Here is a 23,612-nt window from a genome sequence, read left to right on the forward strand (position 1 = left end):
CATGCAATCCTGTTTTTTATTTCTTGGTGCGCTAAGCGCACTGATCGGCGTTGGCATGGGTGCTTTTGGTGCTCATGGTTTAAAAGCCGTCTTAAGTCCCGAATTGTTAACTGTCTATCAAACTGGTGTTACCTATCAAATGTGGCACGCACTGGGCCTGATCGCTATTGCACTCATGCGCCAGCAAATTCCTGAATCCAGATTACTGCTTTGGGCCGGCTGGCTAATGTTTATTGGTATACTCATTTTTTCCGGTAGCTTATATTTACTGGCTTTACTTGATCTAAAATGGTTAGGCATGATTACGCCGATAGGCGGCGTCAATTTTATAATTGCCTGGCTATTAATCGCTATTTTTGCAGCAAAAAAACCACATCACAGCAGGTATACACATGCGCGACGCTAATCCCCAAACCATTTATTTAAATGACTACACGGTACCCGACTATTTAATTCATAGTGTCGATTTAAATTTTACCCTGGCAGAAGAAAACACCAAGGTTATCTCACGACTTACTTTAAGCCGTAATCCTGCCAGTAAATCAGGTGACACGGCACTGGTTTTGGCGGGTGAAAATCTGACCTTAATCAGTGTCATTCTAAATGACGACAATGAATTAACTGACCAACACTACCTGCAAACGCCGGATTCATTAATTATTCATGAAGTACCGCAGCACCGAAATTTTGTGCTGACTATAGAAAATATCATTAATCCAAAAGCCAATACAGCCCTGGAAGGCTTATACCTTTCCAATAGTATGTTATGCACCCAGTGCGAAGCGGAAGGCTTTAGAAAAATCACTTATTTTCTCGACAGACCTGACGTGATGCCGCAATTTACTACGACGCTGATCGGCGACAAAGACCGCTATCCGGTTTTACTTTCTAACGGCAACAAAATTGCCCAAGGTGAATTACCGGATAATCGCCATTGGGTAACGTGGGAAGATCCGTTTAACAAGCCTTGTTATTTGTTTGCGCTGGTTGCAGGGCAGCTGGACTGTATTGAAGACAGCTTTATAACACAGTCCGGTCGCACGATCAGTTTACAGATTTTTGTTGAAAAACAGGATCTCGATAAATGCGCACATGCCATGCAATCGCTTAAAAATGCCATGCACTGGGATGAGCAAGTTTATGGCCGTGAATATGATCTGGATTTATACATGATTGTTGCCGTCGGTCATTTCAATATGGGAGCGATGGAAAACAAAGGCCTTAACGTTTTCAACACCAAATTTGTGCTGGCCCGACCTGATACCGCAACTGACTCTGATTATGAGCATATTGAAGGTGTTATCGGCCATGAATATTTCCATAACTGGACTGGCAATCGCATTACTTGTCGTGACTGGTTTCAGCTTAGCCTGAAAGAAGGCTTTACCGTATTTCGCGATCAGGAATTTACCGGCGACCGTACCTCCAAAGCGGTAAAACGCATTGAAGATGTCAACAATCTACGTACCCGCCAATTTGCCGAAGATGCAGGTCCCCTGGCACATCCGATCCGCCCCCATGCCTACATAGAAATCAACAATTTTTATACCTTAACGGTCTATGAAAAAGGCGCTGAAGTCGTGCGTATGATACACACGCTAGTCGGTGCCGAAGGTTTTCGCAAAGGTAGTGATTTATATTTTGAACGCCATGATGGTCAGGCAGTTACCTGCGATGATTTTGTTAACGCGATGGAAGCGGCCAATGCCATTGATTTAACCCAATTCCGGCTATGGTATGCGCAGGCAGGCACACCGGTATTAACTGTTCAGCAAGCTTATGATGCAGAGGCACAAACGCTGACCTTAACCATCACTCAACAGTGTCCGCCAACACCAGGACAAGCCGTTAAAGAACCGATGCATATGCCGGTAACAGTCGGCTTAATCAACAAAGACGGCTCGATTGCACCGTGTAAGTTACAAGATCTTGAGCGTGGCAACGAGCGTGATGAAGTCATTTTGCAACTGACCCAAGCCGAGCAAACCTTTATCTTTGAAGACCTGAAAGAGCAGCCGGTACTGTCTATTTTAAGAGGTTTTTCCGCGCCCGTTAAACTGATCATGGAACGCCGTCTTGAAGAATTGGCCTTTTTATTAAGTCATGACAGCGATACCTTTAATCGCTGGGAAGCAGGACAACAACTTGCTGGACAGATTATCGCCGGACTGATTGCTGATATACAAAATAACAGACCTCTGCAAGTAAATCCGATTATTATCACGGCCTTTAAACAAGTCATCGAACAATCGTGGGATGACTTGTCGTATTTTTCATTATTATTAAGCTTACCGTCAGAAACTTATCTGGCAGAGCAAATGCAAGTAGTCGATGTTGAAGCCATTCATACTGCCCGCGAGTTTGTCCTATTGGCGCTGGCTGAACAGCTACAAGAGCAGTTTAAAACTCTGTACCAAGATAATCATCGGGAGGAATCAGGCGTATTTGACTCCGGCGCTATTGGTCGCAGACGTATTAAAAACATTTGTTTGGCTTATTTAGGCAGACTTGAACAAGCACAAATACAGCAATGGTCACAGCAACAATTTGATGCCGCCAAAAATATGACCGATCAAATGGCAGCATTAGCAGTGATTGTCAATAGTTCGCATCCAGCCAGACAACAGTGCCTGAGTAATTTTTATCAACAATGGCAAACAGAAGCGTTGGTTATTGATAAATGGTTCGCACTACAGGCATCCAGCCATAATCCGGACACCTTTACTACCGTTCAGGCCTTAATGCAGCATCCTGCGTTTGATTTAAAAAATCCAAATCGGGTGAGATCCTTGATTGGCGCATTTAGTCAGGCCAACCCATTACATTTTCATGCCGCCAATGGACAAGGTTATCAATTTCTGGCTGACCAGATTATTGCTCTCAACACTTTAAACCCACAGGTTGCCTCACGTATGTTAAGCGCATTAACAACATGGCGCAGGTATGACCAAGGTAGACAAGCGCTAATAAAAGCGCAACTGGAAAGAATAATGACCACCGAGGATGTTTCCAAAGACGTTTATGAAGTAGTCAGTAAAAGTCTCGCCTAAACGATAGTAAAGTCCGCTATAGATTCTCGGATAAATAATTTCTATGCATACAGCGACGTGTATTGGAAATTTAATTTCTGAAAATCTATAGAAAATATGACGGAGAGATTAAGGTGAGTGGAAAAAACCTTTTGGAAAGCTCGGTAATATAGATTTTCAGATAAATAATTTCGATGCTAACGGATAACATCCCTTGAAGGGATGGTATCCGTAATAGTTTACAGCGACGTGAATAGAAATTTAATTTCTGAAAGACTATTGATGAAAAAGAATGTCTTGAACGCAAAGCTTTGGTAAATATTGTTCGCAAATGGGGTGATGTTGGTTCTATGCCAAACAAGGCGAAAAATAGTGGGAATTTTGATACTCAACGAACTGCAAGCGCATAATAGCTGGCTTTTAAATAACGTCATGATAACCAAAGACGCCCCCCATGGCATTTCAGAATTATTAGTCATTGCTACGCTACAAGCTTTGGCAAAAGAAAATTGTAAGTCAGTTACCATAGGTCCTGTTCCAGGAGAGCAGTTGGGAAAAATAAGCGGACTTGGCCGGTTTTCAGAAACAATGACACGCTGGATTTACAGGTTTGCCAAGAATTTTTTTCATCTCAATGGCCATGCAACCTTCTGGAAAAAATTCGAGCCGGTAAATTGTTCCTCCTGTTTATTATTCCCTGAAAAAAACTTGTCATTTTCAAGTATCAAGGCGCTCTTTAAAGCCTTGAATGTCCACGTTTAAAAATTCGCTATAAAATAAATCTTACATTTTTAACCTGTGTTGTAAGCCGATCTGATTTTATAGATTTTTGATTTATCAGTTATGACATAATAACAATCCCCGATTGGCTGTTTATGAATTAGTTAAACCTGTTTTGTCAATGAAGAATTATTTTTGGAGGGTGAGTGCGACTTTTACTGGTTGAAGATGATGAAATACTGGGCGATGGTTTGGTTGCCGGCTTAAAAATGGAAGGTTATGCCGTTGATTGGCTAACTAATGGCAAGCTTGCCGACGAGGCTTTAAAACTCAACACTTATGAGTTAATCGTCTTGGATCTAAATTTGCCGGACATGGGTGGTATGGCTATTTTAACGGCGTTAAGAAATCGTAAGGATGAAACGCCGGTGATGGTGCTGACGGCTAAAGATACCGTTTCTGATCGGGTATTGGGTTTGGATAGTGGTGCTGATGATTTTGTTATTAAGCCGTTTGAGCTTGATGAGGTTTGTGCAAGGTTGAGAGCATTGGCTCGGCGCAGTGAGGGCAGAAGTGCCCCAACTATTGAGTATAAAGGTATCGTACTGGATCCTGCTTCTCATCAAGTTACCTTTAACAACGAAAAGATAGAGCTGTCACAAAAAGAATTTGAGATATTGAGCTTTCTGATGAGTAACATCGGCAAGGTCGTTTCCCGTTCCCGGCTTGAAGAAAGCCTTTATTCATGGGATTCTGACGTAGAAAGCAATACCGTTGAAGTTCATATACATTATCTTAGAAAAAAACTCGATCCTGCGCTGATCCGTACCGTTCGCGGTGTTGGTTATATTATTGATAATGACGACGAGTCATGAATTATTCCCTTCGGCAATTATTGTTGGTAAGCCTGCTATCAGCATCCATGCTGATTTGGGGGATTGCCGCCTATGTCAGTTATAAAGTAACGCGTAATGAAGTTGCCAACCTGTTTGATGCGGAATTGGCACAATCGGCAAAAGTACTTAATGCCTTTGTTGAAAGCCTGCTTCGTGAAGGCTCGTTCTCAGGGCACTGGAGCAAGGAACAGGCTGACGAGATTTTACATACCTATGCGTTAAAGCGTAAGTTTAAAAGCAAGAGCGCCTTTCAATTGTGGTCTGAGGATGATGGTTTATTGCTGCGCTCGGAAAACGAGCCGGCATTTTCGGTTCATGGTTTTAATCAAACCAATATTAATGATCAGTTATGGCCGATATTTGATGAGCTGTTACAAGCGAATGCGTTAGGCCATAAATATGAAAGAAAAATTGCTTTTCAACTCTGGTCCAAAAAAGAGGGCTTGGTATTGCGTTCCGATAGTGCGCCATTGTTTGCTTTTTCTTCATCAGATCATGGTTTTAGTGAAGCCACTATTGATGATAATGTGTGGCATGTTTTCAGTATTACTACGTCAACCGGCGAATATATCATCCATGTTGGTCAGAAAGAAGAGATTCGTGCCGAATTAACGGATGAAATATCATCCCAATTGGTTACCCAGTTTCTTATTGGTTTGCCTTTTTTAGGTTTGGTTATCTGGTTTATTGTCGGTCTGTCTTTAAAGCCCATTAACCGATTGGAAAAAGCACTTGCCAAGCGTGAAGCCAGCTATCTTAAACCGCTATCCATCAAAAGGCTACCCAATGAAATTGTACCGGTAGTTAATGAAATCAATAATCTTTTTGTGCAGTTGGAACAGGCTTTTGAGCATGAACGCCGATTTACCGCTGATGCCTCTCATGAATTAAGAACACCGTTAGCAGGATTATTGACACAAGCACATGTTGCCCTAAGAACGACCGATGAAGAGGTGCGTAAACAGGCGCTTTTACGTATTAAACAGGCCGTTAACAGAATGACCTATATGGTTCAGCAATTGTTGACGTTCTCGCGTATTGAGTCTGGTGAGGAATTTTTAATCAAACAAAATACGATGGTGAGTCGTGAGGTTATTCATGTAATCGCCGAGTTGGAACCTGATGCACATAAAAAACAGATTGTTATGGAGCTTATGGAGGAAAATGTGGTTCCGGTTGTTGTTAACGGGCCATTAGTCTCTATTTTGATTCGAAATATTATTGATAATGCCATCAAATATACGCCTGCCAAAGGTAATGTATTAATAACCGTAACTGGCCAGGAAAAATATTTACAAATATGTGTTGAAGATTCCGGGCCGGGAATAGCGCCTGATCAATACGAAAAGTCTTTAAAGCGTTTTCATCGCTGTGTCGATACGGCCAATACGGCAAAAGGCACCGGTCTGGGCTTTTCCATGGTGCAACGAATTGCCGCTATTCATAATGCCGATCTAATTTTAGGTGTGTCTCAATTTGGCGGGCTAAAAGTGACGGTATTATTTCCGTTACCGGTCAGGCCGGTTGATAAGTCATGGCAAAAGAAATTGAGTTTTTTTCATCTCAAAAAAAGTAGCTGAGACTTCAGCGATAGATATCGGCCAGTCTTAAAAGCTTTAGTCTACGAAAATCAGGAAAGGCACGACAAAAAGATCAGATCAGCAAAATACTTCAATTGTATTTCCTGTATGATGGCAACCGCCGTTGTTTTATAACAAAGATCAACGGGTAAAAAAAAGCTATAATAATCAATTTTACACAGAGGAACATAATATGAACGAAAACTGGATTGCTCCTTCCATCCTTTCAGCCAATTTCGCCAAATTAGGTGAGGACGTGGATAGAGTTTTAGCGGATGGCGCTGATGTTGTGCATTTTGATGTGATGGATAATCATTTCGTGCCCAATCTGACCATCGGGCCTTTGGTTTGTGAAGCCTTAAGAAAACATGGTGTAACGGCACCGATTGATGTGCATTTAATGGTTGAACCTGTTGACCGTTTGATTCCTGATTTTGCCAAAGCCGGTGCGAGTATCATTACCTTCCATCCTGAAGCCTCTGTGCATATCGACCGCACCCTGCAATTGATTAAAGATTGTGGCTGCAAAGCCGGACTGGTATTTAACCCGGGTACATCATTGCATTATCTGGATTATGTCATGGACAAGCTCGATATGATTTTATTGATGTCGGTTAATCCAGGTTTTGGCGGTCAATCATTTATCCCCTCAGCGCTGGATAAATTAAAGCTGGTCAGAAAAAGAATTGACGACAGCGGTTTGGATATTCGTCTGGAAATTGACGGTGGTGTAAAAGTCGACAATATCCGCGCTATTAAAGCAGCGGGTGCTGATACTTTTGTTGCCGGTTCAGCGATTTTCAGCCAGCCCGATTACAAAAAAGTTATTGACGAAATGCGTGCGGAATTGGCTTTAGCGGTTTAGTTTGTAGTAAGTTTTGTAGGTTGGGTTAGCGATAGCGTAACCCAACATTTGCCGCTTTGATGTGTTGGGTTACGCTATCGCTAACCCACCTACGATACTTTAAAGACACATAGAATAACAAAACCATCATGACCCCAGAACAATTTGATCACTATGCTAAACAAGGCTACAACCGGATTCCGGTAAGCCGCGAAGTCCTGGCTGATTTGGATACGCCTTTAAGTGCTTATCTAAAATTGGCTGATGGCGCGTATTCCTATTTATTTGAATCGGTTCATGGCGGTGAACAATGGGGACGCTATTCCATCATAGGATTGCCCTGTAAAACGGTCGTTAAAATTAACGGTAATCAAATTCGGGTAGAAAAAGACGGCGACTTGTTGGAAGCCGTCACGCACGAGAATCCGCTGGTCTGGATTGAGCAGTTTAAGAAACGTTATAACGTTCCTGATATTGCCGATTTACCCCGTTTTAATGGTGGCCTGGTGGGTTATTTTGGTTATGAAACCATACGCTATATTGAACCGCGTCTGCGTGGAATAGAAAAACCTGACCCGCTGGGATGTCCTGACATTTTACTGATGGTTTCAGAAGAAATTCTGGTATTTGATAATCTGTCAGGTAAGGTGTTGTTATTGACACATGCCAACCCGGAAGAAGTCGATGCCTATCAGCGTGCGGTGGCGCGAGTATCCGAACTGGCCGTCAAGCTACGTGAAATGCAAGCCAAAACCGAGAAACATGCCAAACCCCGCACGGTTGAAGAAACTGATTTTGTTTCGGGTTTTACCCAGCAGGGTTTTGAAGATGCAGTATTGAAGGCCAAAGACTACATTGCCGATGGTGATATTATGCAAGTGGTATTATCGCAACGTTTGTCCATTCCTTATAGTGCTTCACCGTTAAATTTATACCGTGCCTTACGCTGCTTAAATCCATCGCCTTACATGTTTTATCTTAATCTGGAAGATTTTCATATTGTCGGTTCATCACCGGAGATACTGGTCAGGCTGGAAGATAATATCGTTACCGTACGCCCGATTGCCGGAACACGTAAGCGCGGCGAAACGCCTGAACAGGATATTGCTCTGGAACACGAATTATTGGCAGACCCCAAAGAACTGGCGGAACACTTAATGCTGATCGATTTAGGCCGTAATGATGCCGGGCGTGTGGCTGAAATCGGCACAGTACAATTAACCGATAAAATGATTGTCGAACGCTATTCTCATGTCATGCACATTGTTTCCAATGTTACCGGCACACTTCAGCAAGGTAAAAATGCTTTTGATGTGCTGGCAGCGACGTTTCCGGCGGGAACGGTAAGCGGTGCGCCAAAAATACGCGCCATGGAAATTATTGATCAACTGGAACCGGTAAAGCGCGGTGTTTACTCCGGTGCTGTCGGTTATATCGCCTGGTCCGGAAATCTGGATACGGCTATCGCTATTAGAACTGCAGTGATTAAAGACAACCGGTTACATATACAAGCGGGTGCCGGTATCGTTTACGATTCTGTGCCCGGAAATGAATGGGATGAAACAATGAATAAAGGCCGCGCTATATTTCGTGCCGTCAGTATGGCCGAAGCCGGTCTGGAAGGAGAACAGGCATGAGCGCAGTAAAAGTGGTCATGGTCGATAATTACGATTCATTTACTTATAATTTGGTACAGTATTTTGGTGAGCTGGGCGCGGATGTTACAGTGGCTCGTAATGATCAAGTGACGATCGCGGATATAGAAAAGCTGGCTCCGGATAAAATCGTTATTTCCCCCGGCCCTTGTACGCCTAAAGAAGCCGGTATCTCTGTTGAAGCCATTTTAAAATTTGCCGGAAAATATCCTGTTCTTGGCGTTTGCCTAGGTCATCAAAGTATCGGTTATGCCTTTGGCGGCCATGTTATCCATGCCAAACATATTATGCACGGTAAAACGTCATTGATTCATCATCACAATCTCGGTGTGTTTAAAGGCTTGTCTAATCCGTTTACCGCTACCCGTTATCATTCGCTGGTTATTGAACAGGCCACGTTACCTGATTGTCTGGAAATTACGGCGTGGACTCAGGATGACGCCGGTAATTTGGATGAAATCATGGGCGTCAGGCATAAAACCTTGGATATCGAAGGCGTACAATTTCATCCGGAATCCATTTTGACCGAACATGGCCATGATTTGTTAAGGAATTTTTTAGAGCGGTGAGTCCAACGGTATTTAAAGAAGGTGATTACTCATATCTCAAGCCATGGTGTATGCCTGTTGACGTATGAAGAGAAGCTGTTCATGCCGTACCAGGATTTCCCCTGGTTTAAAAATCAGTCTGTGAATGCCATTATCGAGGTTGAAGAAATTTCGCACGGACATTTTTATTGGTCAAAGATTGACGTTGATTTGACTGTGGAAATGATTAAATACCCTGAAAAATTTCCTTTGGTAGCGAGATAGGTGGATTAACGACTTGTCGAAAATATTTCCCTGGATTTATTTAAAATGCACATACAACAAGCCATACAAAAACTGCTGGATAAGCAAAATCTGACGGCTGATGAAATGCGTGAGGTTATGCGTCTTATCATGTCAGGCAAAGCAACGGACGCACAAATTGGCGGTTTTTTAATTGCGTTACGTTGCAAAGGCGAAACCATTGACGAGATTGCCGCTGCTGTTGAGGTGATGCGTGAATTAGTCAGTAGGGTAACCATCACCGGCGAGCATGTTATAGATACTTGTGGCACCGGTGGCGATGGTGCAAACACGTTTAATATCTCCACCGCCAGTGCCTTTGTGGTTGCTGCGGCAGGCGGGCAGGTTGCCAAACACGGCAATCGCTCTGTTTCCAGTAGTTGCGGCAGCGCTGATGTACTGGAAGCCGCTGGCTTCAATCTGGATTTAAGTGCTGAACAAGTTGCACAGTGCGTTAATGAAATTGGCGTCGGATTTTTATTCGCGCCCCGGCATCATGGTGCCATGAAGCACACCATTAATGTGCGTAAAGAAATGGGCGTTAGAACCCTGTTTAATTTATTGGGCCCTCTATCCAATCCGGCTGGTGCGCCTAACCAGTTAATCGGTGTCTTTGCAAAAGACTGGGTTGAACCCTTGGCATTGGTATTAAAAAAACTGGGTAGTCAGCATGTCTTGGTGGTTAATGCCGAGGATGGTCTGGACGAAATCAGTATTGCTTCTGCTACCACCATTGCCGAACTTAAAAATAATAAAGTTACTACCTATACCGTTACACCCGAACAGTTCGGCTTTAAACGCGCAAGTCTGAGTGCGATAGCCGTTGATGGTGCAAAATCCAGTTTGGCAAAGGTGAACTCGGTTTTGGATAATCAAGCTGGAGCGGCACTGGATATCGTGTTGTTGAATGCGGGAGCTGCTATTTATGCCGCCAATATGTCTGATTCACTGGCTTTGGGTATAGAAAAAGCCCGGCAAGTTATAGTCAGTGGTGGAGCAAGAGCTAAATTCGATGCGTTAATCGCTTTTTCAAAAAAATTATAACGGACTGATAAACAAATATGACTAATACGCCTGACATTTTAAAAACTATCCTGGCAAAAAAAGCTGAAGAAGTCGCCAGACGCAAATCCGGTATGTCGATAGCCAATCTTGAAGACATTGCCTCAGGTGTAGAACGTCCGCGTGGCTTTTATAAAGCTATCGAATATAAGGTATTGGCAAAAAAACCGGCAATTATTGCCGAAATCAAGAAAGCATCACCCAGTCAGGGCGTAATTAGGGAAAATTTTCAACCGGTACTTATCGGTCAGGATTATGCCATGAATGGTGCGACTTGTTTGTCAGTATTGACGGATAAAGAATTTTTTCAGGGTTCGGAAGCGTATTTACAAATGGTCAGAGAGCGCTGTCCACTGCCGGTATTAAGAAAAGACTTTATGATTGATGCTTATCAAGTCTATGAAGCTCGTGCGCTAGGTGCAGATTGCATTTTGCTGATTGTTGCAGCCCTTGACGACAGTCTCATGCAGGAGCTGTCAGATACCGCCACAAAGTTGGGTATGGATGTGTTGGTCGAAGTTCATGATGCCGGAGAGCTGGAAAGAGCGCTTAAGCTGGATACCAAACTGATTGGTATTAATAACCGTAATCTACGCACTTTTGAAACAACGCTGCAAACGACTTTGGCTTTAAAAGAGCAAATTCCTGACGACCGGATTATCATTACGGAAAGCGGTATTCATACCCGTGACGATGTGCAACTGATGTTGGATAATGCTGTTTATGGCTTTTTAGTCGGTGAAGTATTTATGAGGGCAGAAAGCCCCGGCAAAAAAATGCGTGAGCTGTTTGCTTTGTAAAAATCACGTTTTATAGCTTCCCGAATAAACAATTTCGATCTCAACAGATAACATCCGTTGAAGGGATATTATCTGTATAAGCTTTAAACGGCATAGAGTGGAAATTTACTTTCTGAAAATATCCATCGATGAAAAAACGCTGCATCTTAGTCTGGCTTTTTAAAGGCTTTATTGGCAAAAAATGTATTCTCCTCTGTTGCTGATAACTGCATTTCATCATTTTCAGAGGTAGTAACATTTTCACCGCTAAGTTTGATCATTAAGCGTACTTCGTTTCTTGAATCTGCTGAATTTAACGCATCTTCATAACCGATTTTTCCAGCGATATACAAATCATACAGGGCTTGGTCAAAAGTCTGCATACCCTGTTCGCGTGAATTTTTCATTAACTCTTTAATCTTGTCAATCTCGCCTTTACGGATATAATCCTTGACCAATGGCGTATTAATCATTATTTCGACGGCGGGATAGCGACCTTTGCCATCGGCTCGCTTAATTAATTGTTGAGCAACGATTCCTTTCAGATTCAGTGACAAATCCATCAATAACTGATCATGCATTTCGTCAGGAAAGAAATGCAAAATTCGATCCAAGGCTTGATTGGCGTTGTTTGCATGTAAGGTAGACAGGCATAAATGTCCTGTCTCTGCAAAAGTAATAGCATTCTGCATGGTTTCCCGTGTCCTGATTTCACCAATCAAAATAACATCAGGTGCCTGTCGTAGTGTGTTTTTTAACGCAACTTCATAAGATTCTGTATCAATGCCCACTTCACGCTGGGTGATAATACAACCCAAATGCGGATGTTGAAACTCTATAGGATCCTCAATGGTAATAATATGGCCGCTACTGTTTTGATTACGATGCTTGATTAAGGCGGCTAATGAGGTTGATTTTCCTGTGCCCGTAGCCCCTACAAAGAGAATGAGGCCACGCTTTTCCATAATTAGTTCTTTTAAAATAGGTGGCAAAAACAAGGAATCTGCATCAGGTATTTCATTTTCAATTCGTCGCATTACCATACCGGCAGAATCCCGCTGGGTAAAAGCGCTGATCCTGAATCTTCCTATATCCTTTACACCCAGAGCATACTGGCACTCCTTGGTATTTTCAAACTCGGTTTTTTGCCGCAGGTTCATCGTACTCAAAACAACCTCCAAAGCCTGTTCTACTGTCAACGGCGTCTTGGAAAGCTCAATCAGACTGTTATCAACCTTCATGGTTGGAGCCCTTCCTGCGGTTATAAATAAATCGGAGGCTTTTTTCTCAGCCATCAATGCAAATAGTGTATTCAAATTCATTATTTACTCCTTAACGGAAGCTATCTTTATTAATGGCTTTAACCATTGCTTCTTTTGCGGTAACCAAACCTTTATCAACCAGTTCCCTCAGATTTTGATCCAACGTCTGCATACCTTCCTTGCGCCCGGTTTGAATGGCAGAATACATCTGTGCGACTTTGGCTTCACGTATCAGATTTCTGATAGCGGAGGTGCCCACCATAATTTCATGGGCGGCAACACGGCCACCGCCGTTTTTTTTCATCAGTGTTTGTGAAATAACGGCTTGTAATGATTCCGACAACATGGAACGAATCATGTCTTTTTCTGCCGCCGGGAAGACGTCAATAATACGGTCGATGGTTTTTGCTGCTGAAGTAGTATGCAACGTACCAAAAACAAGATGACCTGTTTCAGCAGCCGTTAATGCCAAACGAATCGTTTCCAAATCCCGCATTTCACCTACCATAATAATGTCAGGATCTTCACGAAGTGCCGAGCGTAACGCTTCATTAAAGCCATGAGTATCGCGATGGACTTCACGCTGATTAATTAAACATTTTTGGCTGTCATGAACAAACTCTATGGGATCCTCGACAGTCAATATATGTGCATAATCATTGCAATTAATATGATTAATCATCGCTGCCAGTGTGGTTGATTTGCCTGAGCCGGTAGGACCGGTCACCAGAATAAGACCGCGTGGTTTTCTGGTCAATTCTTCAAAAAACTTGGGAGCATTCAGGTCTTCCAGAGACAATACTTTTGAGGGAATTGTTCTAAAAACTGCCGCTGCTCCACGCTGCTGATTAAAGGCATTAACACGAAATCTTGCGACTCCAGGTAGTTCAAATGAAAAGTCAGTCTCCAAAAACTCTTCATAATCACGACGTTGCTTGTCATTCATAATGTCATAAATCAAAGCATGCACTGCCTTATGATCGAGTGCCGGAATATTAATTCGCTTTATATCACCATCAACCCGGATCATGGGTGGCAGACCTGCTGATAAATGTAAATCTGATGCTTTATTTTTAACTGAAAAGACCAGTAATTCTGCAATATCCATTAAAATCCTGAGTAAAGTAGTTGATAAAAAACAACTAAATATCGCTACTTTAGCGCAACTCTTGGCTTTTTTGAAGTGGTACTGTTTAATAGAAATTTATTCCGCTTAATTATCCCCTGATAACGATGATAAATACCAGACGTAACACCTTACTTGCACAAATCAGACAAGCTGAAATAACTTACCATCGTAAGCCGGGTTCGGTGCAATTGTTGGCGGTTAGTAAAACCAAAACGGCTCAGGCAATTGCCTTTGCTTATCAAGCGGGACAACGCCATTTTGGCGAAAACTATTGCCAGGAAGCCATAAAAAAACAACAGGAATTGGGTGCGTATGATATTACCTGGCATTTTATTGGACCTATCCAATCCAATAAAACCAAAGCGCTGGCGATGCATTTTTCTTGGGTACACAGCGTCGATAGTTTTAAGATTGCCAAACGCTTGAGTGATCAACGTCCTCTTGCACTGCCGCCGTTAAATATTTGTTTGCAAGTTAATATCAGCAACGAACCCAGTAAATCAGGTATTACCCTGAATGAATTGCCGCAACTGTGTAAGCTTGTCTCAGAATTGCCCAACATAAAACTGCGTGGCGTGATGGCTGTTCCTATGCCTCAAGATGATTTTGATTTGCAGCGACAACCTTACAAAACACTTTATGACGCGGTCGCCAAACTGAACCATCCTGAGATGGATACCTATTCATTTGGCATGAGCGGAGATTTAAATGCCGCGATAGCAGAAGGCGCTACTATTGTCAGGATTGGTACGGCATTATTTGGTGCGCGGGAATAGAGTCAAATGGGGTTATTGGGGGCAGATGCTTTTTGGGGTTTCAATGGTGTTGGCATCCAGTACAGCAATAATTTCTTCGCAGGTTATTATGTTTTTAGAGTCGGCTAAAATATGGTCTGCCAAGGCCATAATGGCACGCCAATTTGACCGGTTGTTTATAAAATGGAATGCGGCCAGAAATAACTCGGCTAATTTTTTTTCCTTGTGTGATTTATCGGCAATAAAACAATCCAGATATTCATTGATAGTTTCCAAATCAGAAGATCCGCCATAATTATGCAGAGCATGCAGATTTACCAAGTGCTGATTGATAGGTTCATCATCACGTAGTGATATATAGTTAGCCTCTGCGAGAGGGCCTACCAGTAAATTAATAATATCTGCTTCAAAAGCATGTTGATAAGCTTGTTCTTGTGTAACAGAAAAATCACTGACAGCTTCTTTGAATGAGGATGGCAAGGTATGAATTAAGCGACCGCCATCTATTTTAGTCACGCAATTATTGCAACTATCATATGCCTTACATAAGCATGTCATCGGTTGGGAATCACTTTTCAGTTTTTTAATAAAAATCTGAAAAAAAATCGGTGGCAGTTGTTTTTGTTTGTTGCCCAGATAAATTGCTGCGGCATGGCCGGCTTCGTGGATAGCCGTTTTTTTACTGAGTTCGGCGGTGTTTATGGCGTAAAAGTCGTTTGACGTATATCTTCGTTTCATAATAGCCCCATTAAAAAAGAATGCGGACTCAGTATGCAGTCCGCATTATCGAGAGGAAGGATGGTTAACTGGTGTTGTTTAAAGCACAACAGCAATTTGAGTTAAAGTGTAACAATCTGGTTGCCTATTGAAAATGTGGCATATTGTCGCGTGGCAAAATGCCGCTATATTTGGCACTACAATTGCTACGTATAATTGGTTAGCTTGGTATTAATTACCTTGGCATCAGGTGATATGGGATATGTTAATAGTCATTAATTAGTTTAACTGTGGCATATCACTTATTCAATCCGGCATATGACCTGTTTTGATTACCTAAGCTGAGACAGATAAGATCCCTTGAAGGGATGTTATCTGTAAAAACGTTTAGTAGTCATTGTTTTTTATCCTCATTTCACTTCAATTTCGCGTTACTTCTTTGTAAATTCTGACCCCAGCTTTATCCTCTTCCAGTTTTTCCTGCTTTCTTTATACCTCAATCTGTTATCTTTGTGCCGGGCTTGGTGGTTGGGCGCTTCTTGTGCGCCTTTTCCCTGATTGAAAAACGAAAACCTGTCAGCCAGCCTTTTTCAAATACGACCGTTATCAATTGCACTTATAAACCGAAGATAAGTGCTAACAGTCATTCTCGTCACATCAAATTTTCCTGATTATTTATATGAATAAAATTATAGCGTTAGCTTTATTATTGCTACCTTTTGCCTGTTGGTCTGCTTTGCCTTGTTCAGGTAAAAAAGCCGGTATTTCACATTGCAACGGCTCTCAATTTGTCTGTAATGACGGAAGTTACAGTCAATCAACAAAAAATTGTTCCGCTTATATTGCGGGTAAATCGCAAGTACATACGAATCTTATTGCCACTCAGGCAGTGTTAAATACTTCAGCTATTATTGGCAGTAATACAGAAATTTTGCGCTCGGGTAATATCTTGAAACTTGATTATTCAGGCTTTACCGTTTGGCTGGACTGCTCTCAACGAGGCGCCATAAAATTTCAGTATGTTGCCCAGCGTGATAATGGCAATGCTAAACGGTATAATAAGTTTTTTCTTGACGCGAATGTTCCTGCTGACTGTCAACAAAAAACAGCCAAGGCTTACGGGATGGAATACGATAGAGGTCATCAAGTGCCTGCCAATCATCTTGATGTCTCGGATGCCGCTATTAAGGCGACCAACACGATGACTAATATTTTGCCCCAGGCGGCAATTATGAATCGCGGGGCATGGTTGCAAACAGAAGAAATTACCGAATGTTACCGTGATATTGATGAATTATTAATCATAGGTGGTGTTATTTGGGGCAATAATCCGGCAGATGATTATTTTGTGCAATCACACGGTGTTAAAACCCCCGATGCTTTTTGGAAGGTCATTGTCAGGGGAACCGGTCAGGATGAGCGCGTGATTGCCTGGATTGTTCCCAATAATCAAGAGGCCACCAGAAAGCATCTGGATCAATATTTGGTGAGCATTGATGAGCTTGAGCATTTGACGGGCGAAAAAATACCGGTTGCAGATTACGCCAAACACGATAAACCGGCACAATCCTGGATGATTCCGGCAGGCTGTAATAAAGGTTAGAGTTATAGATTTTCAGAAATTAAGCTTCTAATTTACGTCGCTTTAAGTTTATACAAATAGTATCCCTCGGAGGGATGCTATTTGTTAGCGTCGAAATTATTTATCCGGGAATCTACAGGATAGTAAAATTAAACAGTTATATTCTCCACTCATAGCCTCACAGGCCGGAAAAGCCATGATGCATTACGCCCTTCGACAAGCTCAGGACAGGCTTGGGTGGTCTTGTTCCAGCCTACGGCCAGGGCTTGCCATCACTGAATTTACTATTTATAAAAATCGCTTAAATACTTTTTGACAAAACAAGACAACCGGTCGTATTATTTATCTATGCCTAAAACATCAAAAAAATTAACCAATAGAGAAAACCTGTTAAATCAAGGGGTGATCTTGCTTACGCAGCAAGGTTATCATGGCACGGGACTGAAAGAAATTCTGGATGCCGTGCAAATTCCCAAAGGCTCATTTTATAATTATTTTGGCAGCAAAGAGAATTTTGCCGCAGAAACGATTCAGTATTATATTAATCCTTTCATAGAGCAGTTAACCGGCCATTTACAAAATCCCGACAATGACGCTTATACTGCCTTACAACTTTATTTTAATGAACTGATTACCGAATTAGAAAAAACAGATTATAAAGGTGGCTGTTTATTAGGTAATTTAATGGGCGAAATTAGTGATACCAGTGACCTGTGTAAAAAATCTTTGCAATTGGCCGTGCATCGCTATAGAAATTTGCTGCAAGAAGCGTTGCTTAAGGCACAACAGGAAGGCACGGTAAGAACCGATAAATCAGCAGAAGATATGGCCGATCTATTGGTTAACATGTGGCAAGGTGCTTTATTAAGAATGAAAATAGAACAATCAGTAATACCTCTCAAACAATGTTACGATAATTTATTAGGTGATTTGTTTAAAGCCTGATGTTATTATAATTTTTGAGACGACCAGTCGTTTTAAATTTAACTCAACCCAAAAGAGACTATCATGCCAAAATATATTATCGAACGTGACATCCCCGGAGCAGGCGCATTAACCGCAGAACAGTTGCAAGGTATATCGCAAACATCCTGCGCGGTTCTTAAGGAGATGGGACCTAAAATTCAGTGGGTAGAAAGCTATGTAACTGACGATAAAGTCTACTGTGTTTATATTGCACCTGATCAAGCGACCATAAAAGCACATGCTGAACAAGGCGGATTTCCTGCCAACCGTATTTCTGAAATAAAAACCATGATTGACCCGACTACCGCTGATGCGTAGTTAACCAGCGACCGCCAAGTGCGCTGTCAGCCTTGAAATAATCTGTCATGCAGGCATTCCTGTACCAAGGTACGGGAATGCCTTAACAAAGTCATACCGACAATAAGCAGGCTCTATGAAACTAGAAACAATAGCCGTACATGGTGGCTACAGCCCCGACCCAACCACCAAAGCAGTGGCGGTACCCATATATCAAACGACGTCTTACGCATTTGACGATACCCAGCATGGGGCCGACCTGTTCGACCTGAAAGTGGCCGGCAATATTTACACCCGCATCATGAACCCGACTACCGATGTACTGGAAAAGCGGGTGGCCGAACTGGAGGGTGGTCTGGCCGGGTTGGCTGTGGCATCCGGTATGGCCGCAACGACTTATGCCATTATGACCATTGCCGAAGCTGGCGATAATATCGTTTCTGCTGCTACTTTATATGGCGGCACTTACAATCTGTTTGCCCATACCTTGCCGCAATACGGTATTAATGTACGTTTTGCCGATTATCGGGAGCCGTCTGCTTTCGAGCAATTGATTGATGATAAAACCAAGGCTATTTTTTGCGAATCGGTTGGTAACCCGCTGGGTAATATTACCGATTTTGAAGTCTTGGCAGAGATTGCCCATCGTCACGGCATACCCCTGATTGTCGATAACACCGTACCGTCCCCGTATCTGTGTCGGCCGATTGAGCACGGCGCCGATATTATCGTGCATTCACTAACAAAATATCTGGGCGGCCATGGCAACAGCATTGGCGGGATTATTATCGATAGCGGTAAATTTCCTTGGGCTGAACATAAAGCCCGTTTTCGCCGCCTTAACGAGCCTGATGTGTCCTATCATGGCGTGGTTTACACTGAAGCCTTGGGAGCTGCCGCTTTTATTGGACGGGCACGCGTAGTACCGTTGCGTAATACCGGTGCGGCTATTTCGCCATTTAACTCTTTTTTGATTCTGCAAGGCATTGAAACGCTAGCGTTACGCATGGACCGGATTTGTGAAAATACCATCAAAGTAGCGCAATTTCTGCAAAGTCACAGTAAGGTCGGGTGGGTTAATTATGCCGGGCTTGATGACCATCAAGACAAGCCTCTGGTCGATAAGTACATGAATGGACGCGCTTCCGGCATTCTCACTTTTGGCCTTAAAGAAGGACGCAAGGCAGGTGAGAATTTTCAGGATGCTTTAAAACTGTTTACCCGACTGGTTAATATCGGTGATGCCAAATCGCTGGCTTGTCATCCGGCATCCACCACGCACCGACAATTGTCACCTGATGAGTTGGCTAAAGCTGGTGTTACCCAAGACATGGTGCGCTTGTCTGTCGGCATTGAGCATATTGACGATCTTCTGGAAGATCTGGAACAGGCCTTGGCAGCATCTTGATATTGGCTGTTAGCCAGCTGGCTAATTGGGGCCAAAGCAAAATCATTTGACCCCAATTATTCTTACGGAGTGCAATTAATCAAAATATCGACTAATTTCTTGGTCTTTTAGCATGTAAACAGCAGTATAACGACGCAGTTCGGGCTTGCCTGTGTGGAGAGGGGGGCGATTATCCAGAAGTGGCGAGAAGGTAGCGCGGGCCTGCAACGTCCAATCGGCATCGTTCTCGCGTTGGTAATAAATATTGATGCTAACCCTTTTGGATTTAGTAAAACTCAAAGCCAGCCAAATCAGGATGAGGGATAGTAAGGTCATAGGTATTCTCAGACCCTTCAATGTCAAGTCGTGCGCCCTGGCCTTTGGTATAATCAGAACGCACCTTGGTCTGCCGTATCACCGTCCGAATCGGCGATAAAAGTAGACTTAGGCATATTAGACTCCTTGCTATCTGAATTAAAATGGTGAATCGTTAAGTATTACTCGCCATTATTGGAGATTGCAGCGTGCTATTTTATTTACTGCCATCACACTTTTGTGGTCGAGACATGAGTATGAGCCTTTCGCTAGCGCGTATTAGTCGTTTGGTAAAACAAAATTCTCTGAAAGCCTTGGTGCTTGTGGTCTACGGCCATTTCCCCCTAGCCTTCCACTAGCGCGTAGTGAAGACTTATACCCCTCCTTCGAATGTCAGGTAATACCGGGATACCACTGACGAGTCTCTATTAAAGCTTTATCATCCATTGTCCGCTGTTTTTTATTTTTGTTATAAGATTTTCGATTGCCTATTTAGAAGCTTATTTTCTGAAAAATTATAGCTTCCGGGTACCACTTTATAACCGTAAATCTTCTTTTTCCAGAACAAACGGCCCAGGGCTGAAGTCCAAATCCCGGGTCGCTGCACCGTGCTCAAATACCAAATCACTATTCATACGCTCTGCCATGGCAGGTGACCATTGTCGGTAACGAGGAAGGCGGCGCAATACGGTTAATGCCAAGCGAAAAGCCCAGAGTGGAACCGTCATTAAGCATGGACGGCGGCCAAGCGCAGTAAAAACGCGCACGACCATCTCGCGATACGTAAGTGTCTCATTACCGGAAATATTGTAGGCGCGATTGGCGGCAACCGCTGACAGTAAAGCAGCCTGGCATGCATCGGCTACATCTCTGGTATGAATCGGCTGGCGCAGACCGTTTGCTTTACCAAATAAAGGAAAGCAACCAAAGCGGTCAATGAAGCGGGCAATCTCGGTTATATTCTTATCGAGCCCTAAGCCATAAATCAGGGTAGGGCGTAAAATTACCCACTCCACTCCGTGGTTTTCGGCCCAATTTTGTATGCGCATTTCTGCGTCAGCAAGCCGAAGAGCGATGGCTTGTTCTTGTTGGTCAGTGGAAGTATCTTTAGTGAATCGACTGGTAGAAGACAGCACGACCAAGCGCCTAACACCTTGTGCCTTAAGCAGGTCAAAATAATCCGGTAACACCCAAATAGGGGCAGTGCAAATCCAGTACGGCGTAACTTGCTCATTATCTTCGGGATAGTTCCCGGCTAAAGGTAATTGCTGCCATGCCACTAAATCAGTCGTCCGTTTATTCGTTTGTCGCGTAAATGCAGTTACTTGCCAGCCAGTCTTTGTTAATAGAGGTAGCAGGCATAATCCCACCATACTGCTCGCACCAAGAATACCTATACGATTTTTAATAGCCATATTATCAGGCACGCTTAAGCCCCAGTACCTGAGCGGCACGCTGGCTGCCATAATAGGCAACTATCAGACCAAACCGAAGCCAAACCCCTGCTGCAACTAGCCACATCAGTATGGAAGGATACTGATGCCGAAAAAATTTTCGATAAAACCGCATCATGCCTTTGTGTTTATGCCATTCTACAAACATCGGCCTACTTTTACTGCAAGCCCCTAAGGCATGGGTAATTTGCAATGACGGGACGAACATAATCTTCCAGCCCTTTTGTCTAAAGCGCATACACCAGTCAAGATCTTCGCAATGTAAAAAATAAGCTTCGTCCCATTTGCCAACATCCTGCATTGCTTCGCGCTTGACCATCATACAGGCACCAGAAATAGCTTCTACTTCAATAGCCTTATCAGGTAATGGTTGTTTGTGTAAGTGGAAATCAAAAAACAGGCGTGGCCATCGATCTGAAAAGCGTGTTAGTCCAAATGCTCGCACAAAAGAACGCCAAGGCGTAGGAATCGCTCGGCGGCCACCAGCTTGTTCGGTTCCATCCAAACTGGTCAGCAAGCCACCAGCCATACCCACGAGATCATCTGCATTCATTATGGCCAATAATCCGGCGAGTGTGCCCGGCTTAAAAGAGCAGTCCGGGTTGAGGAACAGCAAGAACGGGGCACAAGCAACAGACGCACCAATATTGCAGGCCACAGCGAAGCCAAGGTTGTCAGGATTTTTAATTATCTGTACGTAGGGCAAGCCCTTCAAGGCATCCAAACTACCATCTGACGATGCGTTATCAACGACGATAATTTCGATATCCAGTGGACATAGTAGTAACGAATCAACGCAGTCGCGTAATAAATCACCGGCGTTATAATTAACGATAATGGTTGAAATGATGGGATTCATATTTTATCTTTACCACGTTTTGATGTAATCAGTTGTTTATCTAGCTGTCGCCAAATCTCACCGATTGATGCAACTCTGGTTTTTTGGATAGTTTGACGCTTTAGCCACGTTTTTGGCAAGCCCAGTACTGCATCACGTTTGGCTCTTAATATTACCCCACCATGTCCTTGTGAGATAAACCAGATAATGCTCACCAGATTTAGTAATATATGCAGCGGTAACAGTAGCCAAAACAAGATGCCGGGCATATCCTTTACAAAAGTCCATACCAGGTTACGATGTCCATGATACAACGAAAAATCACTATGCTGGCCACCCGTTGTACCTGAGCCTACATGATAGGCTACGGATTGCGGTACATAAAGGCAACGATAACCGGCCAGCCGTAAACGAAAGCCTAGATCCACATCTTCCACATAACAGAAGTAATCTTCATCCAGGCCACCTGTTTCTTGCCAGGCACTGCGTCGATAAAGTGCTGCTGCTGCACAGGGCGAAAATACTTCATGTTCATACTCTTCAGTTGTTGGTATTGGCGCGCCATGTCCCATGCGCCACACCAAACCGCTCATATGATAGGCATCACCGGCCCCATCCAATAACGAAGGATCGCCTGCGTTTACCAATCTACTGCCAAACACATCAAAGCCGGGATTAGACTCTATTGCCATTAACAGTGCTTCCAGCCAGTTTGGATCAACAAATGCATCAGGATTAAGTAGCGCTATCCAACCCGAGTCCACAGAAACCGCCTTAATTGCGAGATTATTACCGCCTGCAAAACCGGTGTTCTGATCTTGCGCCAATAACCGTACGAGAGGAAATTGTTGCACAATTTCAATAGATCTATCGGAACTGGCATTATCCACTAAAATAATCTCATAGGGCATAACCGTCTGCGCCATCAATGCAGTCAAGCATCGCTCAAGGAACGGCTCACCATTCCAATTAACAATAATCACTGATACCTGGTTATTTGAGTTAATCTGGCTATGCATTCAGAGCTATTTTGGGCAAGTGTATGAAATAACTTAACACATCGATTAAGCCGATGGGATAGGGTTCAGGATAGTCTTGTTCAGTGACCAAGCTCCTGAAATTAAGTGATATATCCTTTATACGGAGCACAGGAATAAAAAATATTTTAATGATGTTGTATTATGCATAACGGCGATTCTAGTCTTTATTTGATGAAGATTGGCTGTCGAATGTTTTATAAATAGTATTCTGGTCGTCCCGCCAATATATAAGTATCAAGTTGCAAGTCCAGATAACCTTCTGACGCAACAGGAGCAAGATTTTTCATTACACCATTCTGGCAGAATGGCTTTTCTACAAAGAAAATAGAGTCAATTTAATGGCTTCATTCTAGGTTCTGTTGACGTTTCACCTCAGCCATAAAAGCACCGAGGAAAATGACAGCATCCCCATGTAATTAATAGCTTTTTTCTCATATCGTGTAGCAATTCTGCGATAGTGCTTGAGTTTACCAAA

Annotated in this window: 23 protein-coding genes and 1 pseudogene; 16 read left to right on the forward strand and 8 right to left on the reverse strand. The window is 43.0% G+C overall.

Annotated elements, in window-relative coordinates:
- The first annotated feature begins 1 nt into the window (after window position 1).
- The 11 genes from N7974_RS05730 (at window position 2) to trpC (ending at window position 11,416) form a co-directional block, all read left to right on the forward strand.
- A complete protein-coding gene (locus tag N7974_RS05730; protein WP_262964687.1) occupies window positions 2-406 on the forward strand; it encodes a DUF423 domain-containing protein in 405 nt (134 codons plus the stop codon).
- The gene (gene pepN, locus N7974_RS05735; RefSeq protein WP_262964688.1) at window positions 393-3,050 is read left to right on the forward strand and encodes an aminopeptidase N; all 2,658 of its coding nucleotides are present in this window, start codon (window positions 393-395) and stop codon (window positions 3,048-3,050) included. Before N7974_RS05730 ends, pepN begins: the two co-directional genes overlap by 14 nt.
- Window positions 3,051-3,368: 318 nt before the next feature.
- The gene (locus N7974_RS05740; RefSeq protein ID WP_262964689.1) at window positions 3,369-3,791 is read left to right on the forward strand and encodes a DUF2156 domain-containing protein; all 423 of its coding nucleotides are present in this window, start codon (window positions 3,369-3,371) and stop codon (window positions 3,789-3,791) included.
- Between the two features lie 164 nt (window positions 3,792-3,955).
- The gene (locus N7974_RS05745) at window positions 3,956-4,624 is read left to right on the forward strand and encodes a response regulator (protein ID WP_262964690.1); all 669 of its coding nucleotides are present in this window, start codon (window positions 3,956-3,958) and stop codon (window positions 4,622-4,624) included.
- Window positions 4,621-6,225 (forward strand): ATP-binding protein, encoded by a 1,605-nt coding sequence (locus N7974_RS05750; RefSeq protein WP_262964691.1) that lies wholly within the window; start codon window positions 4,621-4,623, stop codon window positions 6,223-6,225. The genes N7974_RS05745 and N7974_RS05750 overlap by 4 nt, the downstream gene beginning before the upstream one ends.
- A gap of 193 nt (window positions 6,226-6,418) precedes the next feature.
- Complete coding sequence (rpe, locus tag N7974_RS05755; RefSeq protein WP_262964692.1) at window positions 6,419-7,090, forward strand: ribulose-phosphate 3-epimerase; 672 nt, start codon at window positions 6,419-6,421, stop codon at window positions 7,088-7,090.
- 128 nt (window positions 7,091-7,218) lie between these two features.
- Window positions 7,219-8,706, forward strand: a complete 1,488-nt coding sequence (trpE, locus tag N7974_RS05760; RefSeq protein WP_262964693.1) for an anthranilate synthase component I — start codon at window positions 7,219-7,221, stop codon at window positions 8,704-8,706.
- Window positions 8,703-9,293, forward strand: a complete 591-nt coding sequence (locus N7974_RS05765; RefSeq protein ID WP_262964694.1) for an anthranilate synthase component II — start codon at window positions 8,703-8,705, stop codon at window positions 9,291-9,293. Before trpE ends, N7974_RS05765 begins: the two co-directional genes overlap by 4 nt.
- A gap of 81 nt (window positions 9,294-9,374) precedes the next feature.
- Window positions 9,375-9,536, forward strand: coding sequence for a DUF2442 domain-containing protein (locus N7974_RS20750; RefSeq protein ID WP_394813056.1), 162 nt, complete (start codon window positions 9,375-9,377; stop codon window positions 9,534-9,536).
- Between the two features lie 45 nt (window positions 9,537-9,581).
- Complete coding sequence (trpD, locus tag N7974_RS05770; protein ID WP_262964695.1) at window positions 9,582-10,598, forward strand: anthranilate phosphoribosyltransferase; 1,017 nt, start codon at window positions 9,582-9,584, stop codon at window positions 10,596-10,598.
- A 17-nt stretch (window positions 10,599-10,615) separates the two neighbouring features.
- Complete coding sequence (trpC, locus tag N7974_RS05775) at window positions 10,616-11,416, forward strand: indole-3-glycerol phosphate synthase TrpC (RefSeq protein WP_262964696.1); 801 nt, start codon at window positions 10,616-10,618, stop codon at window positions 11,414-11,416.
- A gap of 146 nt (window positions 11,417-11,562) precedes the next feature.
- On the opposite strand, the gene N7974_RS05780 is transcribed toward trpC, so the two are convergent.
- The gene (locus N7974_RS05780) at window positions 11,563-12,717 is read right to left on the reverse strand and encodes a PilT/PilU family type 4a pilus ATPase (protein WP_262964697.1); all 1,155 of its coding nucleotides are present in this window, start codon (window positions 12,715-12,717) and stop codon (window positions 11,563-11,565) included.
- A 10-nt stretch (window positions 12,718-12,727) separates the two neighbouring features.
- Window positions 12,728-13,765 (reverse strand): type IV pilus twitching motility protein PilT, encoded by a 1,038-nt coding sequence (locus tag N7974_RS05785; RefSeq protein ID WP_262964698.1) that lies wholly within the window; start codon window positions 13,763-13,765, stop codon window positions 12,728-12,730.
- A gap of 125 nt (window positions 13,766-13,890) precedes the next feature.
- On the opposite strand from N7974_RS05785, the gene N7974_RS05790 reads away from it, so the two are divergent.
- Window positions 13,891-14,562 (forward strand): YggS family pyridoxal phosphate-dependent enzyme, encoded by a 672-nt coding sequence (locus N7974_RS05790; RefSeq protein ID WP_262964699.1) that lies wholly within the window; start codon window positions 13,891-13,893, stop codon window positions 14,560-14,562.
- Window positions 14,563-14,574: 12 nt separating this feature from the next.
- Here the strand turns inward: N7974_RS05790 and N7974_RS05795 are convergent, their stop codons facing one another.
- Window positions 14,575-15,279 carry a hypothetical protein gene (locus tag N7974_RS05795; RefSeq protein ID WP_262964700.1) on the reverse strand — a complete coding sequence of 235 codons (705 nt, stop codon included), beginning with the start codon at window positions 15,277-15,279 and terminating at the stop codon, window positions 14,575-14,577.
- Window positions 15,280-15,937: 658 nt separating this feature from the next.
- On the opposite strand from N7974_RS05795, the gene N7974_RS05800 reads away from it, so the two are divergent.
- The 4 genes from N7974_RS05800 (at window position 15,938) to N7974_RS05815 (ending at window position 19,511) form a co-directional block, all read left to right on the forward strand.
- Window positions 15,938-16,861, forward strand: coding sequence for a DNA/RNA non-specific endonuclease (locus tag N7974_RS05800; RefSeq protein ID WP_262964701.1), 924 nt, complete (start codon window positions 15,938-15,940; stop codon window positions 16,859-16,861).
- 327 nt (window positions 16,862-17,188) lie between these two features.
- The gene (locus tag N7974_RS05805) at window positions 17,189-17,785 is read left to right on the forward strand and encodes a TetR/AcrR family transcriptional regulator (protein ID WP_262964702.1); all 597 of its coding nucleotides are present in this window, start codon (window positions 17,189-17,191) and stop codon (window positions 17,783-17,785) included.
- A gap of 63 nt (window positions 17,786-17,848) precedes the next feature.
- Window positions 17,849-18,124: a DUF4242 domain-containing protein gene (locus N7974_RS05810; protein ID WP_262964703.1), complete on the forward strand. Its 276-nt coding sequence runs from the start codon at window positions 17,849-17,851 to the stop codon at window positions 18,122-18,124.
- Window positions 18,125-18,239: 115 nt separating this feature from the next.
- Window positions 18,240-19,511, forward strand: coding sequence for an O-acetylhomoserine aminocarboxypropyltransferase/cysteine synthase family protein (locus N7974_RS05815; RefSeq protein WP_262964704.1), 1,272 nt, complete (start codon window positions 18,240-18,242; stop codon window positions 19,509-19,511).
- A gap of 75 nt (window positions 19,512-19,586) precedes the next feature.
- On the opposite strand, the gene N7974_RS05820 is transcribed toward N7974_RS05815, so the two are convergent.
- From N7974_RS05820 to N7974_RS20880, 5 genes and pseudogenes are all read right to left on the reverse strand, one after another.
- Window positions 19,587-19,826, reverse strand: a complete 240-nt coding sequence (locus N7974_RS05820; RefSeq protein ID WP_262964705.1) for a hypothetical protein — start codon at window positions 19,824-19,826, stop codon at window positions 19,587-19,589.
- 515 nt (window positions 19,827-20,341) lie between these two features.
- The gene (locus N7974_RS05825; protein ID WP_262964706.1) at window positions 20,342-21,232 is read right to left on the reverse strand and encodes an NAD-dependent epimerase/dehydratase family protein; all 891 of its coding nucleotides are present in this window, start codon (window positions 21,230-21,232) and stop codon (window positions 20,342-20,344) included.
- Complete coding sequence (locus N7974_RS05830; RefSeq protein ID WP_262964707.1) at window positions 21,225-22,118, reverse strand: glycosyltransferase family 2 protein; 894 nt, start codon at window positions 22,116-22,118, stop codon at window positions 21,225-21,227. Before N7974_RS05830 ends, N7974_RS05825 begins: the two co-directional genes overlap by 8 nt.
- Window positions 22,115-23,116, reverse strand: coding sequence for a glycosyltransferase family 2 protein (locus tag N7974_RS05835; protein ID WP_262964708.1), 1,002 nt, complete (start codon window positions 23,114-23,116; stop codon window positions 22,115-22,117). The genes N7974_RS05830 and N7974_RS05835 overlap by 4 nt, the downstream gene beginning before the upstream one ends.
- 388 nt (window positions 23,117-23,504) lie before the next feature.
- Window positions 23,505-23,612, reverse strand: a pseudogene (locus tag N7974_RS20880) (IS5 family transposase); the annotation flags it as partial.

Origin of the sequence: Methylobacter psychrophilus, assembly GCF_025583945.1 — a bacterium.
GTDB classification, from domain to species: Bacteria; Pseudomonadota; Gammaproteobacteria; order Methylococcales; family Methylomonadaceae; genus Methylobacter_C; species Methylobacter_C psychrophilus.

Coding starts and splice junctions, on each gene's coding strand:
- N7974_RS05730 (WP_262964687.1), top strand. CDS start 2: ATGCAATCCTGTTTTTTATTTCTTGGTGCGCTAAGCGCACTGATCGGC.
- pepN (WP_262964688.1), top strand. CDS start 393: ATGCGCGACGCTAATCCCCAAACCATTTATTTAAATGACTACACGGTA.
- N7974_RS05740 (WP_262964689.1), top strand. CDS start 3,369: ATGTTGGTTCTATGCCAAACAAGGCGAAAAATAGTGGGAATTTTGATA.
- N7974_RS05750 (WP_262964691.1), top strand. CDS start 4,621: ATGAATTATTCCCTTCGGCAATTATTGTTGGTAAGCCTGCTATCAGCA.
- rpe (WP_262964692.1), top strand. CDS start 6,419: ATGAACGAAAACTGGATTGCTCCTTCCATCCTTTCAGCCAATTTCGCC.
- trpE (WP_262964693.1), top strand. CDS start 7,219: ATGACCCCAGAACAATTTGATCACTATGCTAAACAAGGCTACAACCGG.
- N7974_RS05765 (WP_262964694.1), top strand. CDS start 8,703: ATGAGCGCAGTAAAAGTGGTCATGGTCGATAATTACGATTCATTTACT.
- N7974_RS20750 (WP_394813056.1), top strand. CDS start 9,375: ATGCCGTACCAGGATTTCCCCTGGTTTAAAAATCAGTCTGTGAATGCC.
- trpD (WP_262964695.1), top strand. CDS start 9,582: ATGCACATACAACAAGCCATACAAAAACTGCTGGATAAGCAAAATCTG.
- trpC (WP_262964696.1), top strand. CDS start 10,616: ATGACTAATACGCCTGACATTTTAAAAACTATCCTGGCAAAAAAAGCT.
- N7974_RS05780 (WP_262964697.1), bottom strand. CDS start 12,717: ATGAATTTGAATACACTATTTGCATTGATGGCTGAGAAAAAAGCCTCC.
- N7974_RS05785 (WP_262964698.1), bottom strand. CDS start 13,765: ATGGATATTGCAGAATTACTGGTCTTTTCAGTTAAAAATAAAGCATCA.
- N7974_RS05790 (WP_262964699.1), top strand. CDS start 13,891: ATGATAAATACCAGACGTAACACCTTACTTGCACAAATCAGACAAGCT.
- N7974_RS05795 (WP_262964700.1), bottom strand. CDS start 15,279: ATGAAACGAAGATATACGTCAAACGACTTTTACGCCATAAACACCGCC.
- N7974_RS05800 (WP_262964701.1), top strand. CDS start 15,938: ATGAATAAAATTATAGCGTTAGCTTTATTATTGCTACCTTTTGCCTGT.
- N7974_RS05805 (WP_262964702.1), top strand. CDS start 17,189: ATGCCTAAAACATCAAAAAAATTAACCAATAGAGAAAACCTGTTAAAT.
- N7974_RS05810 (WP_262964703.1), top strand. CDS start 17,849: ATGCCAAAATATATTATCGAACGTGACATCCCCGGAGCAGGCGCATTA.
- N7974_RS05815 (WP_262964704.1), top strand. CDS start 18,240: ATGAAACTAGAAACAATAGCCGTACATGGTGGCTACAGCCCCGACCCA.
- N7974_RS05820 (WP_262964705.1), bottom strand. CDS start 19,826: ATGACCTTACTATCCCTCATCCTGATTTGGCTGGCTTTGAGTTTTACT.
- N7974_RS05830 (WP_262964707.1), bottom strand. CDS start 22,118: ATGAATCCCATCATTTCAACCATTATCGTTAATTATAACGCCGGTGAT.
- N7974_RS05835 (WP_262964708.1), bottom strand. CDS start 23,116: ATGCATAGCCAGATTAACTCAAATAACCAGGTATCAGTGATTATTGTT.